At 72.1% G+C, this 12,599-nt stretch carries 11 protein-coding genes; 4 read left to right on the top strand and 7 right to left on the bottom strand.

Annotated features, from left to right (window positions below; all coding sequences use genetic code 11):
- Nucleotides 1–218 precede the first annotated feature (218 nt).
- Together ACIPYQ_RS23805 and ACIPYQ_RS23800 are read right to left on the bottom strand one after the other, a co-directional pair.
- Nucleotides 219–809, bottom strand: a complete 591-nt coding sequence (locus ACIPYQ_RS23805) for a 2'-5' RNA ligase family protein (protein ID WP_401254518.1) — start codon at nt 807–809, stop codon at nt 219–221.
- A 107-nt stretch (nt 810–916) separates the two neighbouring features.
- Entirely contained in the window at nt 917–1,729 is an 813-nt protein-coding gene (locus tag ACIPYQ_RS23800; RefSeq protein ID WP_401254515.1) for a crotonase/enoyl-CoA hydratase family protein, read from the bottom strand.
- Between the two features lie 179 nt (nt 1,730–1,908).
- On the opposite strand from ACIPYQ_RS23800, the gene ACIPYQ_RS23795 reads away from it, so the two are divergent.
- Both ACIPYQ_RS23795 and ACIPYQ_RS23790 read left to right on the top strand, forming a co-directional pair.
- Nucleotides 1,909–2,655 (top strand): hypothetical protein, encoded by a 747-nt coding sequence (locus ACIPYQ_RS23795; protein WP_401254513.1) that lies wholly within the window; start codon nt 1,909–1,911, stop codon nt 2,653–2,655.
- A 15-nt stretch (nt 2,656–2,670) separates the two neighbouring features.
- Nucleotides 2,671–3,474: a VOC family protein gene (locus ACIPYQ_RS23790; RefSeq protein ID WP_401254510.1), complete on the top strand. Its 804-nt coding sequence runs from the start codon at nt 2,671–2,673 to the stop codon at nt 3,472–3,474.
- Between the two features lie 63 nt (nt 3,475–3,537).
- Here ACIPYQ_RS23790 and ACIPYQ_RS23785 read toward each other — a convergent pair whose 3' ends face one another.
- The 4 genes from ACIPYQ_RS23785 to ACIPYQ_RS23770 all read right to left on the bottom strand — a co-directional run bounded on the left by ACIPYQ_RS23785 (nt 3,538) and on the right by ACIPYQ_RS23770 (nt 8,881).
- Nucleotides 3,538–4,359, bottom strand: coding sequence for an ABC transporter permease (locus ACIPYQ_RS23785; protein WP_401254507.1), 822 nt, complete (start codon nt 4,357–4,359; stop codon nt 3,538–3,540).
- Nucleotides 4,356–5,348, bottom strand: coding sequence for an ATP-binding cassette domain-containing protein (locus tag ACIPYQ_RS23780; RefSeq protein WP_401254504.1), 993 nt, complete (start codon nt 5,346–5,348; stop codon nt 4,356–4,358). Before ACIPYQ_RS23780 ends, ACIPYQ_RS23785 begins: the two co-directional genes overlap by 4 nt.
- 143 nt (nt 5,349–5,491) lie before the next feature.
- Entirely contained in the window at nt 5,492–6,736 is a 1,245-nt protein-coding gene (locus ACIPYQ_RS23775) for an erythromycin esterase family protein (protein WP_401254501.1), read from the bottom strand.
- 81 nt (nt 6,737–6,817) lie between these two features.
- Nucleotides 6,818–8,881: a SpoIIE family protein phosphatase gene (locus tag ACIPYQ_RS23770; RefSeq protein ID WP_401254498.1), complete on the bottom strand. Its 2,064-nt coding sequence runs from the start codon at nt 8,879–8,881 to the stop codon at nt 6,818–6,820.
- 232 nt (nt 8,882–9,113) lie between these two features.
- Between ACIPYQ_RS23770 and ACIPYQ_RS23765 the strand changes: the two genes are divergently transcribed.
- Together ACIPYQ_RS23765 and ACIPYQ_RS23760 are read left to right on the top strand one after the other, a co-directional pair.
- Nucleotides 9,114–9,533: a VOC family protein gene (locus ACIPYQ_RS23765; RefSeq protein WP_401254495.1), complete on the top strand. Its 420-nt coding sequence runs from the start codon at nt 9,114–9,116 to the stop codon at nt 9,531–9,533.
- A 212-nt stretch (nt 9,534–9,745) separates the two neighbouring features.
- Complete coding sequence (locus ACIPYQ_RS23760) at nt 9,746–10,201, top strand: GNAT family N-acetyltransferase (protein WP_361769335.1); 456 nt, start codon at nt 9,746–9,748, stop codon at nt 10,199–10,201.
- A gap of 6 nt (nt 10,202–10,207) precedes the next feature.
- Here the strand turns inward: ACIPYQ_RS23760 and helR are convergent, their stop codons facing one another.
- A complete protein-coding gene (gene helR / locus ACIPYQ_RS23755) occupies nt 10,208–12,382 on the bottom strand; it encodes an RNA polymerase recycling motor ATPase HelR (protein ID WP_401254491.1) in 2,175 nt (724 codons plus the stop codon).
- Between the last annotated feature and the right edge of the window lie 217 nt (nt 12,383–12,599).

Below are 12,599 nucleotides of genomic sequence, written 5' to 3'. Positions count from 1 at the left end.
GCTCATTCCAACGGGACGAATTCCAGAACTACTGGCCGAATATCGCCGGCTTCCTCCAGAGAAAGGGAGGAAGTCTCATCAGCGAAAGGGCACCGCACGGCGGCCGCATTTCCCCGCCGGACCATCACTTTCAGGGACCGTAACACGCGGCCAACACCCGTAGAAGGAAAGCGAATTCCACCGTGCCGCCCTTCCCCCATTTCTCAGCGGAGGCCCGGTCAGCCTTGCGGCGCATCACTGTCCCGCTGACGGGACGCCGGCCCGGGCGGTACGTGCCAGCGCACTTCGCCCGTGCCCAGGAGGATCGTGGCCCGCGGCCGCATCGGCTCCTCGCCCCCGCGCGCGAGCAGAACGATCTCGCCGACCTCCGCCCGCATGCTGCCCAGGCGGGCGGCGCACTCCGCGGCCAGCTGCCGCGGGTCGTGGGTGCGCCCCAGCGACAGGTGGGGCGTGAAGGACGGGAACCTGCCGCGGCACAGGGGGAAGGGCTCCGCCAGGGCCCGCTGGAGCCCGGTCCAGGGGGCGGGGCCGGCAGCGGCGGGATCCAGCCACACGGTGGCGTAAGCACGGTGCCTGAAGGCGTGCACTCCGCTGAGGCGGACGGAGAAGGGCCGGATCCCGGTGGCGGCGGCGGCCAGCAGCGGGGCCGCCGCGGCGAAGTCGGCCTCCGGGACGAAGCCGAAGATCAGGTTCACGTGCGGGGGCCAGCGGCGGATCTGGGGGTCGTGCTCGGCCCGGATGCGCTGGATGGGAGGCCACAGACCGGCCGGAGGAAGCCACACGACCGCGGTCCGGGGTGTGGGGGCCACCTCGAGGAATCCTGGGACACCGGCTCCGCCACCGGTGGTCGGGAACCCGTTCACACGGCCATGATGCCCCCGGACGCCGGTCGGGGGCGTGCGCGCGGCGGCTGCTCTCAGCCGGTGAAGGAGCCGTGGCGGCCCGCGCCGCCCGCGAACCGCTCGGCGCCGGCCTGGGTCTCCCCCGCGGTGAGCGGCACGAGCCCGTGCCGGTATTCGGCCGCCAGCGCTTCCCGCTCGTCCAGACCGTGCTGTTCCCGTACGGAGAGCCGGTCGTGCCGCAGGCACAACTGCGGGAACCCGGCGATCTCGTGGGCGAGTCGCTCCGCCGCCCGGCGGGCTTCCCCGGGCGGTACGAGGCGGTTGACGAGGCCGATCCCGTACGCCTCGGCGGCGGTCACGGGGCGGCCGGTGAGGATCAGGTCCATCGCGCGGCTCTCCCCGATCAGGCGCGGCAGCCGCACCGTACCGCCGTCGATCAGCGGCACGCCCCAGCGGCGGCAGAACACGCCGAAGGTCGCGTCCTCCTCGGCCACCCTCAGGTCGCACCACAGGGCCAGTTCGAGTCCGCCGGCGACCGCGTGGCCGCTGACCGCGGCGATCACCGGTTTGGTCAGGCTCAGCCGCGTGGGGCCCATCGGCCCGTCGCCCTCGGCCAGCACCCGGTTGCCGCGGTCGGTGCCGACGGCCTTGAGGTCCGCGCCCGCGCAGAACGTACCGCCCTCGCCCCACAGCACGGCGACGGACGCCGCCTCGTCCTCCTCGAACGCGCGGAAGGCATCGGCGAGCAGGGCCGCCGTCGGGCCGTCGACCGCGTTGCGGACCCCGGGACGGCTGAGGATCACCGTACGCACCGGGCCGTCGGCCTCGGTCCGGACGGCGGACGGGCCGGCGGGCGTCGTCCCCGGTGGTGCGGAGGTCGTGGCCACAGCGGAACTCCCTGGGTCGAGTGGTGTGCGCACGCCCACTCTGCAGCAATCGCGCGGGCGGCACGAGGGGCCGTCGGCCGGCCGGACCGCGGCCGGGCCTGGCCTCACCGCGCCCTGACTGCGCCCGGACTGCGCCCGCCGCCGCGCGGACCTACGCTGCCAGAGGGAGGTGATGCCCGATGTCTGCACCCCGGGCAGCCCCGGCCCGACGTGCGGCCGTGGGAACCGTCTGTCTCTTCATGTTCGCGGGCCCGGGCACGGGCGCCGCCAGGGCCGATGACAACGGCATCGCCGACAAGAGCGCCCCGGCCATCGCCGCGGCCGCCCGCACGGCCATGTCCGGGCTCACGTCCATGCGCATGGCGGCCAAGGTGACCGACGCGTCGGGCACCACCGGCCTGGACCTCCGGTTCGACGCGCAGGGCAACTGCGTCGGCACGGTCACCGCTCCCGGCGGTTCCGGCACGGCCGACGTCATCAAACGCGGTGACGACGTGTGGATGAAGCTCGATGACGAGATGCTGCGGGCCCAAGTGCCGGGCGGCACGGCCGATGACGCGATCGCGCTCATCAACGGCCGATATCTGCACGGCACCACGAGCAGCCCGCTCCTGAGCGATTTCGCCGAATTCTGCGATCTCGACTTCTACAAGAAGGAGTTCACCAGGAAACCGGTGAACGAGCAGCTCGAAAAGGGCCCGCGCACCACCGTCGACGGGCGGCCGGCCATCACGGTCAACAGCCGGCAGGACGACCGGACGGGCACCTACCAGGTCTCCACCGAGGACGAGCCGTACCTCTTGCGGATTCAGGGCACCGACGAGTCCGGCGAGCGGGTGGAGGCCTCCTTCTCCGACTTCGACGAGCCCGTGCGGCCCAAGCCCCCCGCCCCCGCCGACTCGGTCGATCTGTCCGAGCTCCAGTAGCGAAAGGGATCGATCATGATCACCACCGACTTCGTCCCCGGCTCTCCCTGCTGGATCGACCTCGGCGCCCCCGACGTCCCCGCCGCCGCGGCCTTCTACGGCGCCGTGCTCGGGTGGGACTACGAGTCCATGGGTGAGGGCGAGGAGATGGAAGGCGGGATGTTCCGGAAGGACGGCAAGATCGTCGCGGGGCTCGGCAAGCTCACCGAGGAGGGGGCGCGCTCGGCCTGGATGATCTACTACAGCGTCGCCGACGCGGATGCCACGACCCAGGCCGTCGAGCGCGCCGGCGGAACGGTGCGGGTGCCTCCGCGGGACCTCGACGAGTGGGGGCGGATGGCCCAGTACGACGACCCGCTGGGGGGCCAGTTCGCCGTGTGGCAGCCGGGCAAGGACTCCGGGGTCCAGCTGGTGGACGAGCCGGGCTCGCTGTCCTGGACGGAGCTCTACACGAGCGACGCCTCGGCCGCCAAGGACTTCTACGGTGGTCTGTTCGGCTGGACGTTCAGCGACATGCCCCTGCCGGGCGGCGGAGGCACGTACTCCCTCATCACCCCCGCCGGACTGCCCGAGGAGCGCATGCACGGCGGCCTCATGGAGCTGCCCGAGGAGCACCTGGCCCTGACGAACGGGCGGCCGTACTGGCATCCGGTCTTCGCCGTCACCGACTGCGACGCGGCGGTCGCCAGGGTCACCGGGAACGGTGGCGGCGTGCAGATGGGGCCGGAAGACGCCGAGGGCGTCGGCCGGCTCGCCGTGTGCCTCGACCCGTCGAACGCGGACTTCGTGGTGCTGGCCCCGGCCCCGGCCCTGAGCTGAGCCCCGGCCTTGAGGCGAGCCCCGGCCCTGAGGCGAGCCCCGGCCTTGAGCTGAGCCCCGGTCTCAGGCCCTGGACCGGTAGGCGCGCATGGCCAGGGGCATGAAGACCACCGTGATGCCCGCCGCCCAGATCAGGGACCACATGATCGACCGGCCTGCCGGGGTGCCGAGCAGCAGGCCGCGGAAGGCGTCCGACAGGTAGGTGACGGGGTTGACGTTCACCCATGCCTGGAGCCAGCCGGGCATCGTGTCGACCTGCACGAACGCGCTGCTCGTGAAGGTGATCGGAAAGATCAGCGTGAAGGCGAAGACCTGCACCTTCTCCGCGTCGCCGGCCAGCATCCCGATCAGCACCGCCGTCCACGAGACGGCGGCGGCGAAGGTCAGCAGCAGCAGAAGTCCTGCGAGGAGACCGGCGGCGCCGCCGGTGACCTCGAAGCCCAGCAGGGTCCCGAGGCCGATCATCAGGAGCATCGCCCAGAGCTGTTTGGCCAGGTCGGCCGCGATCCGCCCGAACAGCGGCGCCCCGCGGGCGATGGGCAGACTGCGGAGGCGGTCGAAGACCCCCTTGGTGAGGTCGGTGTTCAACGCCATGGCGGTGTACATGCTCATGAAGAGCGTGTTCTGCACGATGATCCCGGCGAGCGCGTACTGGAGGTACTCCTGCGGGGAGCCGGCCATCTGTCCGCCGAAGACGTAGGTGAACAGGAACACGAACATGATCGGCGAAATGCTGTAGTCGACGAGTTCGAGCGGGTTGTGCTTGACGGAGACCAGGCTCCGCCACGCCAGGGTCGCGGTCTGCCGCAGGGCCGCCAGGGGACGCACCCGGCCGCTGCCGCCGAGGGTCCCGGCCGGGGAGGCGGAGGCGGAGGCGGTGGTCATGACAGGCTCCCCGCTGTCGCGTACTGCTCGTCGTCGCCCTCGCCTTCTTCGGGCTCCCGCTCGGCCCGGTGGCCGGTCAGGACCATGAACACCTCGTCGAGGGACGAGCGCCGCAGGGTCAGCTCGGCCACCGCGATGCCCGCCTGGTCCAGCCGGCGCACCACGCTCGGCATGAGCTCCGGATCCTTGACGGGCACGGTGATCTCATCGCCCTCGATCTTGGCCAGTGGCCCCGCCTCCTCGGCGAGCAGGGCGTGCGCGGTGCCGAGATCGGCGGCACGGGCCGGCCGGAGCTGCAGCACTTGCCCGCCTACCTGCGACTTCAGCGCGTCGGGAGTGCCGTTGGCGATCACCCGGCCCTTGTCGATCACGACGATGCTGTCGGCCAGCCGGTCCGCCTCGTCCAGGTACTGCGTGGTCAGCAGGACCGTCACCCCCTCCGCGACGAGGGTGCGCAGCATGTCCCAGACCTCACCGCGGCTGTGCGGATCGAGTCCGGTGGTCGGCTCGTCCAGGAAGAGGATCTGCGGCCGTCCCACCAGGCTGGCCGCGAGGTCGAGGCGTCGTCGCATGCCGCCCGAGTACGTCTTGGCGGCCCGTCCCGCCGCGTCGCCCAGCTGGAAGCGGTCGAGCAGTTCGGCCGAGCGGGCCCGGGCCGGGCCGCGCGCGAGGCCGAGCAGCCGCCCGATCATCAGCAGGTTCTCCGTGCCGGTCAGGTTCTCGTCCACGGCGGCGTACTGGCCGGTCAGCCCGATCAGCGGGCGGACCAGGCCCGCCTGCCGTACGACGTCGTACCCGCCGATCTCCGCCCGCCCGCCGTCCGGCCGCAGGAGGGTGGCGAAGATGCGGACGGCGGTGGTCTTGCCCGCTCCGTTGGGACCGAGCAGGCCGAGGACGGTGCCGGCCGGCACCTGGAGGTCCACACCGGCCAGTGCGCGGGTCTGCTTGAACCGCTTCGCCAGGCCTTCGGCCCGGATCGCGTACCTCATGGAGATCACCTCGGACGCGGGGTACGTGCTGCCACTTCCCTCAACTGTGACGCACACCACTGACACTGTCCGGCCGAGCGGCCCCGCCCCCCTCCCGCCGCCACGGCGCGACCACGGGCGTACCGGCTGTCACCGCGGCGAGATCACGGCAGGGGGCGGGAGCACGTCGACCTCGCCACGAAGGCGATCCCGTCGTACTCCTCGGCGGGTACGAGGGGTGCGACGTGGAAGCGGTAGGTGAACCGGGGGACGTTGGCACCGAAGCTGCGCTGGAGGCCGGGGCCGCGCAGCCACTCCCGTACGGCGGGTGCCGCATGGTCCGCCCCGCCCCGCAGGTCGACCAGGTAGTCGCCCGGCACGGCGGCCGCGAGCCGGGATTCGACCGAGCGGCCCGCGCCGCCGATCCGGTGCCGGACCGCCGGGCCGGTGGTGTCGCCGCCCCGGCGGGCCCGGAACTGTCCCTTCCCGAAGAGCAGGCCCAGCGCGTAGTAGGCCTCGCCGTGGCGGCGGCGCAGCAGGCTCCCGAGTGCGGGTACTCCCGGACCGTAGGTGCCCTTGGCGATGTGCCCGTTGTGCGCCCATACGGCGACCCGGCCGGCCGTGCCGTCCACCAGCGCGTGGACCGCCTCGGCCATGAAGCGGTCCCGGACGGCGTACAGGCTCTCCTCCCCGGGGCTCATCTTCAGGGGCCGGGTGATCAGATCGGCGCACCGGACGAGGATGCCCGCGTGCCGGACCGCGTCATCGGCCGCCTCGGGACTCGTGCGGGCGGCGAGGTCCGCGCGGTGCTCCCGCAGGAACCCGGCCAGCTCGCGGGCCTCCTCGTGGAGACGTCGTCCCGGGTCCGGCCGCGATCCGGGCCGGGAGGCGGCGAGCACGCCCAGGACCTCCCGTACGGACGCGGCGGTCGCCGGCGCGGCCTCCTCCAGGAAGGCCCCGACCACGGCGGCCGAGTCCGCGCAGCACTGCGGGTCGATGCCGACGAAGCGCACCCGCTCGTCCGCCGGGACCGTACGGTTGTGCTCCCGCATCCACTCGACCATCGCGAGGATCTCCCGGGTCCGCCACGTCCAGAAGCCCAGCCGGGAGACCAGTCGGGCGCCGTCGCCGGGGGCGCCCGCCACATAGGCGTCCACGGCCAGGGCCGCCGATTCGCCGGCCTCCATCGCCAGCGCCCTGAACCCCGCCTCGCGGACGAGGAATTCCAGCAGCCGGTGTTTGAGCTGGAAGAACTCCCTTGTGCCGTGCGTGGATTCACCGAGGCCGACGACGCGCACGCCCTTCAGGACCTCGCGCAACGGCAACAGATCCTCGTACGGTGCGCCGGCGGAAAGGCTGGTGAGGGGCCGTGCGTTCGCGGATAACCAGCGCGTGATCTCGTCGGACAAGAGCGGTCTCCTCGGCCGTGGGTGACGACGGCTCCCGCCTCGGCGGGGCCGCTCCTGCCGTCTCGTGATCGTAGTGCGCGTTCACGGTGTGCGGTGGACCCGGGCGAGGACGAGGACGGTGTCATCGGTCGGCGGGGCGGACAGGAGACGCGCGAGGACGTGATCCGCGAGTTCCTCCAACGGGCCCTGTTCCCCGCCCAGTTCGGCACGCAGCGCGTCCAGGCCGGCCTCGATGTCCCGGCCGCGTGCTTCGACGAGGCCGTCGGTGTAGAGCACGAGGGTCGCGTTCTCGGGCAGTTCGACCTCCGTCGCCCGGAAGGCGCAGCCGCCGACGCCGAGCGGGACTCCCAGGACCTCGTCGACGGTCTCCACCTTCCCGTCCGGGTGGAGCACCAGGGGCGGAGGGTGCCCGGCGCTGGCGATGCGGGCGCGTCCGGTCCGCGGGTCGTAGACGATGTACAGGCACGTCGCGAGCTCGATGCCCGTCTCCTGGGCGCACTCGTCGAGTTCGGTGAGCAGGTCGTCGGGCTCGCTGTCGTGCCGCGACAGGGCCTGGGCGGTGATGCGGAGACGGCCCATGGCGGCGGCCGCCGACACCCCGTGCCCCATCACGTCGCCCACCACGAGCGCGATCCGGCCGTCCGGCAGGTTGATCACGTCGTACCAGTCGCCGCCGACCTCGGTGATCCGGCTGCCGGGCACGTACCGGTGGGCGACGTCCACGTACGGGCTGCTCGCCAGGGCGGTGGGCAGCAGCGCCCGCTGCAGGGTGAGGGCGATGTCCTGGACGCGGGAGTACAGGCGGGCGTTGTCGAGGCAGATCGCGGCGCGCGAGGCGAGCTCACCGGCGAGGTTGACGTCGTCCTGGGTGAAGGGCGGCCGGCCCGCGGACCGGCCGAACATGGCGATGCCCTGCACGGTGCCCCGGGCGATGAGCGGGGCGACGAGGACAACGGCCACGCCGCTCTCGGCGAAGAGGCGGGCGCGTGACTCGATGGTGACGGTCCGGGCCAGGAACCCCTCGTCCACCACGGCGGAGACGGCGCAACCGGTGCGCAGCATGTCGTGCATGACGGAGCCGGGTGGGTAGCGGACCTTGTCCACCCCGCTGACGAGCTCGACCGCCGGCCCGGGGAGGATCGTCCCGGAGGCGATCCTGCGGGTGAACAGCGGCCGCGCCGGGTCGAAGTCCTCCGACTCGTCCATCCACTCCACGACCTCGACGACGGCGCCGTCGCAGAAGTCCGGCATCGACGCGTCGACCAGCTCCTGGGCGGTCTGGTTCACGTCGAGGGTGGTCCCGATGCGCGTGGAGGCCCCGTCCAGCAGGGCGAGCCGCCGGCGGCTGGCGGTGGCTTCGAGGATGGCCTGTTCCCGGTCCGTCACGTCCACCATCAGCCCGCCCACTCCGGGGCGGGAGCCGACCGCCTCGCTCAGCGGGAAGAAGCTCACCGACCGCACCTGGTCACGGTCCGGATGTCCCTGCGGGCGCATGCCCACCAGCGCCCCCACGACCGGTTCGCCGCCGCGGGCGACGGCGCGGAGCATGTTCTCGTACTCGCCGCCGTCGGACATGATCATGATCTCGTCCATGCGGCGCCCCAGGTGCTCCTCGATGGGCAGGCCGTCCATGTCGGCGAGCACCTGGTTGAGGTGGATGTACCGGAGGTCCGGGTCGAGCATGACCAGACCGATCGGGCAGGTCTCGAAGAGGGCGTCGAGGAAGGCGAGGTTGGTCTTGACCCGGTCGAGCTCGTCGCTGCGGCTCGCCAGGCCCATCACCACGGGCCGGCTGCCGGCTCCGGTGACGGGGAAGACCCGGAAGCCGCAGTCGAAGGCGGTGCCGTCACGGTGCCGCGCCTTCAGCTGGCCCCGCCAGTACCCCAGGGTCCGGCCCTTCTCCGCGAGCCCGGCACCGGAGACGGATTCGCCCCGGACCTCGTCGGCGAAGAGGAGGGCGGCGGGCTTCGACAGGACGGCGGCGGATTCGTACCCGAAGAGCTCCCCCGCGCCGGGCCCCCAGTAGCAGACGAGGCCGCGGTCGTCGATGCCGAAGACGGCCACGCGCACGTGCTCCAGCAGCGTCCCCGGCTCGGACCAGAACGGGCCGTGAACCTCCTCGCCCCCCGGCCTAGCCGATGGCACGAGACGACCCCTTCCGCCCGCCGATCCCTCCACCCATTATGCGGACGCCACCGTGATTGCGCGGCGGCTGGCAGGCGAACCGCACCGATATGACAATGGGATCCATGTGCACACATGGGGGCGATCCCCTCGCGGCAGAGCAGCCGCGGGGCCGGGGAGTCGGGCCGCGCCACCGGCGGGGCTTCGCCTAATCTGGCACAAAATTTCCGCATCATCGCGAAGGGGAAATACGGTGCCTTCTCGCCTCAACCCGTACATCAGCTTCAACGGCAACGCCCGGCAGGCCATGGAGTTCTACAAGGGTGTCTTCGGCGGCACCCTGACGGTGAACACGTACGGCGACTTCGGCAGCGGGAAGGAGGCCGGAGGCTCCGACGACCTGATCATGCACAGCATGCTCGAAACCGACAACGGCTTCACGCTCATGGGCGCCGACAACCCACCGGGGTCGGAGATCAAGCCCGGGAACAACATCACGATCAGCGTGAGCGGGGACGAGGCCGACGAGCTGCGCGGCTACTGGGCCAAGCTCTCCGGCGACGGCGCGGTCGCTGTCCCGCTGGAGAAGCAGATGTGGGGCGACGTCTTCGGCATGTGCACGGACCGCTTCGGCATCACCTGGATGGTCAACATCGTCCAGCCCCACGGCTGACCCGGCGAGGCCTGCCCGCGAGCTCCCGGACAGGGCCTAGCAGCCCGGGCCCTCGGGACCACCCTTCCACGGTGGCGCTCCGGGGGTCCGTGTTGCGCCACCCCGGCACCTGCCGCCGGCGCCCGGCTCCCGCATGATCGATTCCCTGCACCGAAGGAGGAGCCCGTGCGCTCCTCCCCCACCGCATTCCTTCGATCACGGGAGCCCGCCACATGTCCGACATCAGCGTGCGTGCCGTACGGGCCGAGGACTTCGCCCAGTGGCGCGCCCTCTACCGCGGCTACGCCGATTTCTACAAGGTGGAGCAGACCGAGGAAGCGGCCGCCACCGTGTGGTCCTGGGTGAACGACCCCGGCCACGAGGTCGGCGCCCTGGTCGCCGAGGACGCCTCCGGCCGCCTCCTCGGCCTGGCCCACTACCGCCCGTTCGCCCGGCCGCTCTCCGCGACGGTCGGCTGCTTCCTCGACGACCTGTTCGTGGCGCCCGAACACCGCGGATCGGGCGCCGCCGACCGGCTGCTCGGCGCCCTGCGCGAGCTCGCGGCCGAGCGCGGCTGGAGCGTGGTCCGCTGGATCACCGCGGACGACAACCACCGCGCGCGGTCGAAGTACGACCAGGTGGCCACCCGCACCATGTGGGTCACCTACGACATGGCACCCAGCCGCTGACCCCGGCTACGCGCTCGTGAGGATCACGAGCTGCCGGGTCGCCCGGGTCATGGCGACGTAGCGGCTGACGGCGCCTTCGACGCCCTCGCCGAAGGTGTCCGGGTCGATCAGGACGACCAGATCGAATTCGAGCCCCTTCGTCAGTTCCGGCGCCAGCGTCCGGACCCGCGACGTGGTCCGGAGCGCGCCGCCGTCACCGATGTCGCCGGTGGCGATGACACAGGCGACCCCCTCGGCGTGCGCGGCGAGCCAGGTGTCGAGGACCTGGTCCAGCTCCGCGACGGAGCCGTGGGCGACCGGGATGCCGCTGCTGCGGATCGAGGTCGGCACGTTGGCGTCCGGGAGCACGGCGCGGATGGCCGGCTCCGCGTGCGCCATGACCTCTTCCGGCGTGCGGTAGTTGACGCTCAGGGAGGCCACGTCGATACGGTCGAGCCCGACCCGTTCGAGCCGTTCCCGCCACGACTCCGTGAACCCCTGCCGGGCCTGGGCGCGGTCGCCGACGATGGTGAAGCTGCGGGACGGGCAGCGCAGCAGCAGCATCTGCCATTCGGCGTCGGTCAGTTCCTGCGCCTCGTCCACGACGATGTGCGCGAACGGGCCGGCGAGCTGGTCCGGTTCGGCGCGGGGCAGTGCGTCCTCGTCGACCAGGGTGTCCTGCAGGTCCGCCCCGTGCAGCATGCCCACCGCGCCTTCGCTCTCGTCGAGCACCACGTTCTGCAGCAGGCTGTCGATGGCGTCGGACCGGCGCGCGCGTTCGGCGGCGACGGCCGCGTCGTGCCGGCGCTTGCGTACGGAGGCCTCCGCGTCGCCGAGCCGCTGCCGGGCCGCGTCCAGGAGCGGCAGGTCGGACACCGTCCAGGCCTGGGCGTCCGTGCGCTGCAGCGCGCGGACCTCGTCGGGGCCGAGCCACGGAGCGCACTTGCGCAGGTAGGCGGGCACCGACCACAGGTCCGCGACGAGGTCGGTCGGCTCGATCATCGGCCACGCCCGGTGGAGGGCCTTGAGCAGCTGCCGGTCCTGCAGCAGCGCCCTCCTCAGCAGGTGGGGCGGGGCGTCGCTGTCGTCCTTGTCCATCAGGATCGTGGCCAGCTCCTCCCTGATCTGGTCGTGCGCCTCGTTGTGCGGCGTGCCGGATTCCACCGCGTCGAACGCCACCGCCCAGTCGTCGGCGCTGAGCCAGAGGTCGGACCAGGGGGTCTCGACCTCCATTCCCTCGGTCGGCGGCTCCTCGTAGATGCGGACGGCCGCTTCGACCGCCTTCACCAGGTCGGCGGACGCCTTCAGCCGGGCCACGCCCGGGTCGGTCTCGACCGCTGCTCCGGCCCCCTCGGTGACGAGGTCGCGCAGGGTGCACGTCTGCACGCCTTCCTCGCCGAGGCTGGGCAGGACGTCGGCGACGTAGGCCAGGTAGGGCTCGTGCGGGCCGACGAACAGCACGCCGCCCCGACGGTGGCCGAGGCGGGGGTCGGAGTAGACGAGGTGCGCGGCCCGGTGCAGGGCGACGACGGTCTTGCCGGTGCCGGGACCGCCGTCGACGACGAGGGCGCCGCGGGATCCCGCCCGGATGACGGCGTCCTGGTCGGCCTGGATGGTGGCGAGCACGTCCCGCATCCGCTCCGAGCGGTTGGAGCCCAGGCTGGCGATGAAGGCGGACTGGTCGTCGAGCGCGGCGTGCCCTTCGAGCCCGTCGGCGGTGAACACCTCGTCCCAGTAGTCGCTGATCCGGCCGCGGGTCCAGCGGTACCTGCGGCGGCTCGCCAGACCCATCGGGTTGGCGTGGGTCGCCGCGAAGAACGGCTCGGCCGCGGGGGAACGCCAGTCGACCAGGAGCCGGCGCCCCGTGCTGTCGGTGAGGCCGAGGCGTCCGATGTAGACGGGCTCGGCGTCGTCCGCACCGACGACGTGTCCCAGGCACAGGTCCAGGCCGAAGCGGCGCAAGGTGCGCAGACGGCTGGTCAGGCGGTGGATCTCCGCGTCCCGGTCCATCGCCTCGCGGCCGATGCCGCCGGGCGCCTTGCGCGTGGCCTCCAGGCGGTCGGTCAGTTCGGCGATCGATTGCGCGAGGCTCTCCGAGATGGCCGCGAAGTGCTGCTCGTCGCGGTCGATCAGTGCCGCGTCGGCCTTGGCGACAAGGCGCTCGGGGAGGTCGAACGCACTGGTGGTGGCAAGGGAGTTCACTGCATCAGCTCCGATCCGCGGTCGCACGACTGATCATTCGACAACAGCACACACACGTGGTGGATCTCCCGTTTCGCCAGGTCGGAGCTCGGTCCGCGAAGTCTGCCTCACGGCCGGGGCCTTGCCGCAAGCCCCCCGGTGCGCTATAAGTTGAGAGCGGCAAGGAGTGGTTCTACCTCCTTGCCTTTTTCTTTGCCCTCGTGCGTTCTCGGCGTCG

It is taken from the genome of Streptomyces sp. NPDC090045 (assembly GCF_044747975.1).
Lineage (GTDB): Bacteria > Actinomycetota > Actinomycetes > Streptomycetales > Streptomycetaceae > Streptomyces.
The sequence above is the reverse complement of the archived record's forward strand: the minus strand, read 5'-3'. Positions and strand labels throughout refer to the sequence as shown.

Coding starts and splice junctions, on each gene's coding strand:
- ACIPYQ_RS23790 (WP_401254510.1), top strand. CDS start 2,671: ATGATCACCACCGACTTCGTCCCCGGCTCTCCCTGCTGGATCGACCTC.
- ACIPYQ_RS23795 (WP_401254513.1), top strand. CDS start 1,909: ATGTCTGCACCCCGGGCAGCCCCGGCCCGACGTGCGGCCGTGGGAACC.
- ACIPYQ_RS23760 (WP_361769335.1), top strand. CDS start 9,746: ATGTCCGACATCAGCGTGCGTGCCGTACGGGCCGAGGACTTCGCCCAG.
- ACIPYQ_RS23785 (WP_401254507.1), bottom strand. CDS start 4,359: ATGACCACCGCCTCCGCCTCCGCCTCCCCGGCCGGGACCCTCGGCGGC.
- ACIPYQ_RS23780 (WP_401254504.1), bottom strand. CDS start 5,348: ATGAGGTACGCGATCCGGGCCGAAGGCCTGGCGAAGCGGTTCAAGCAG.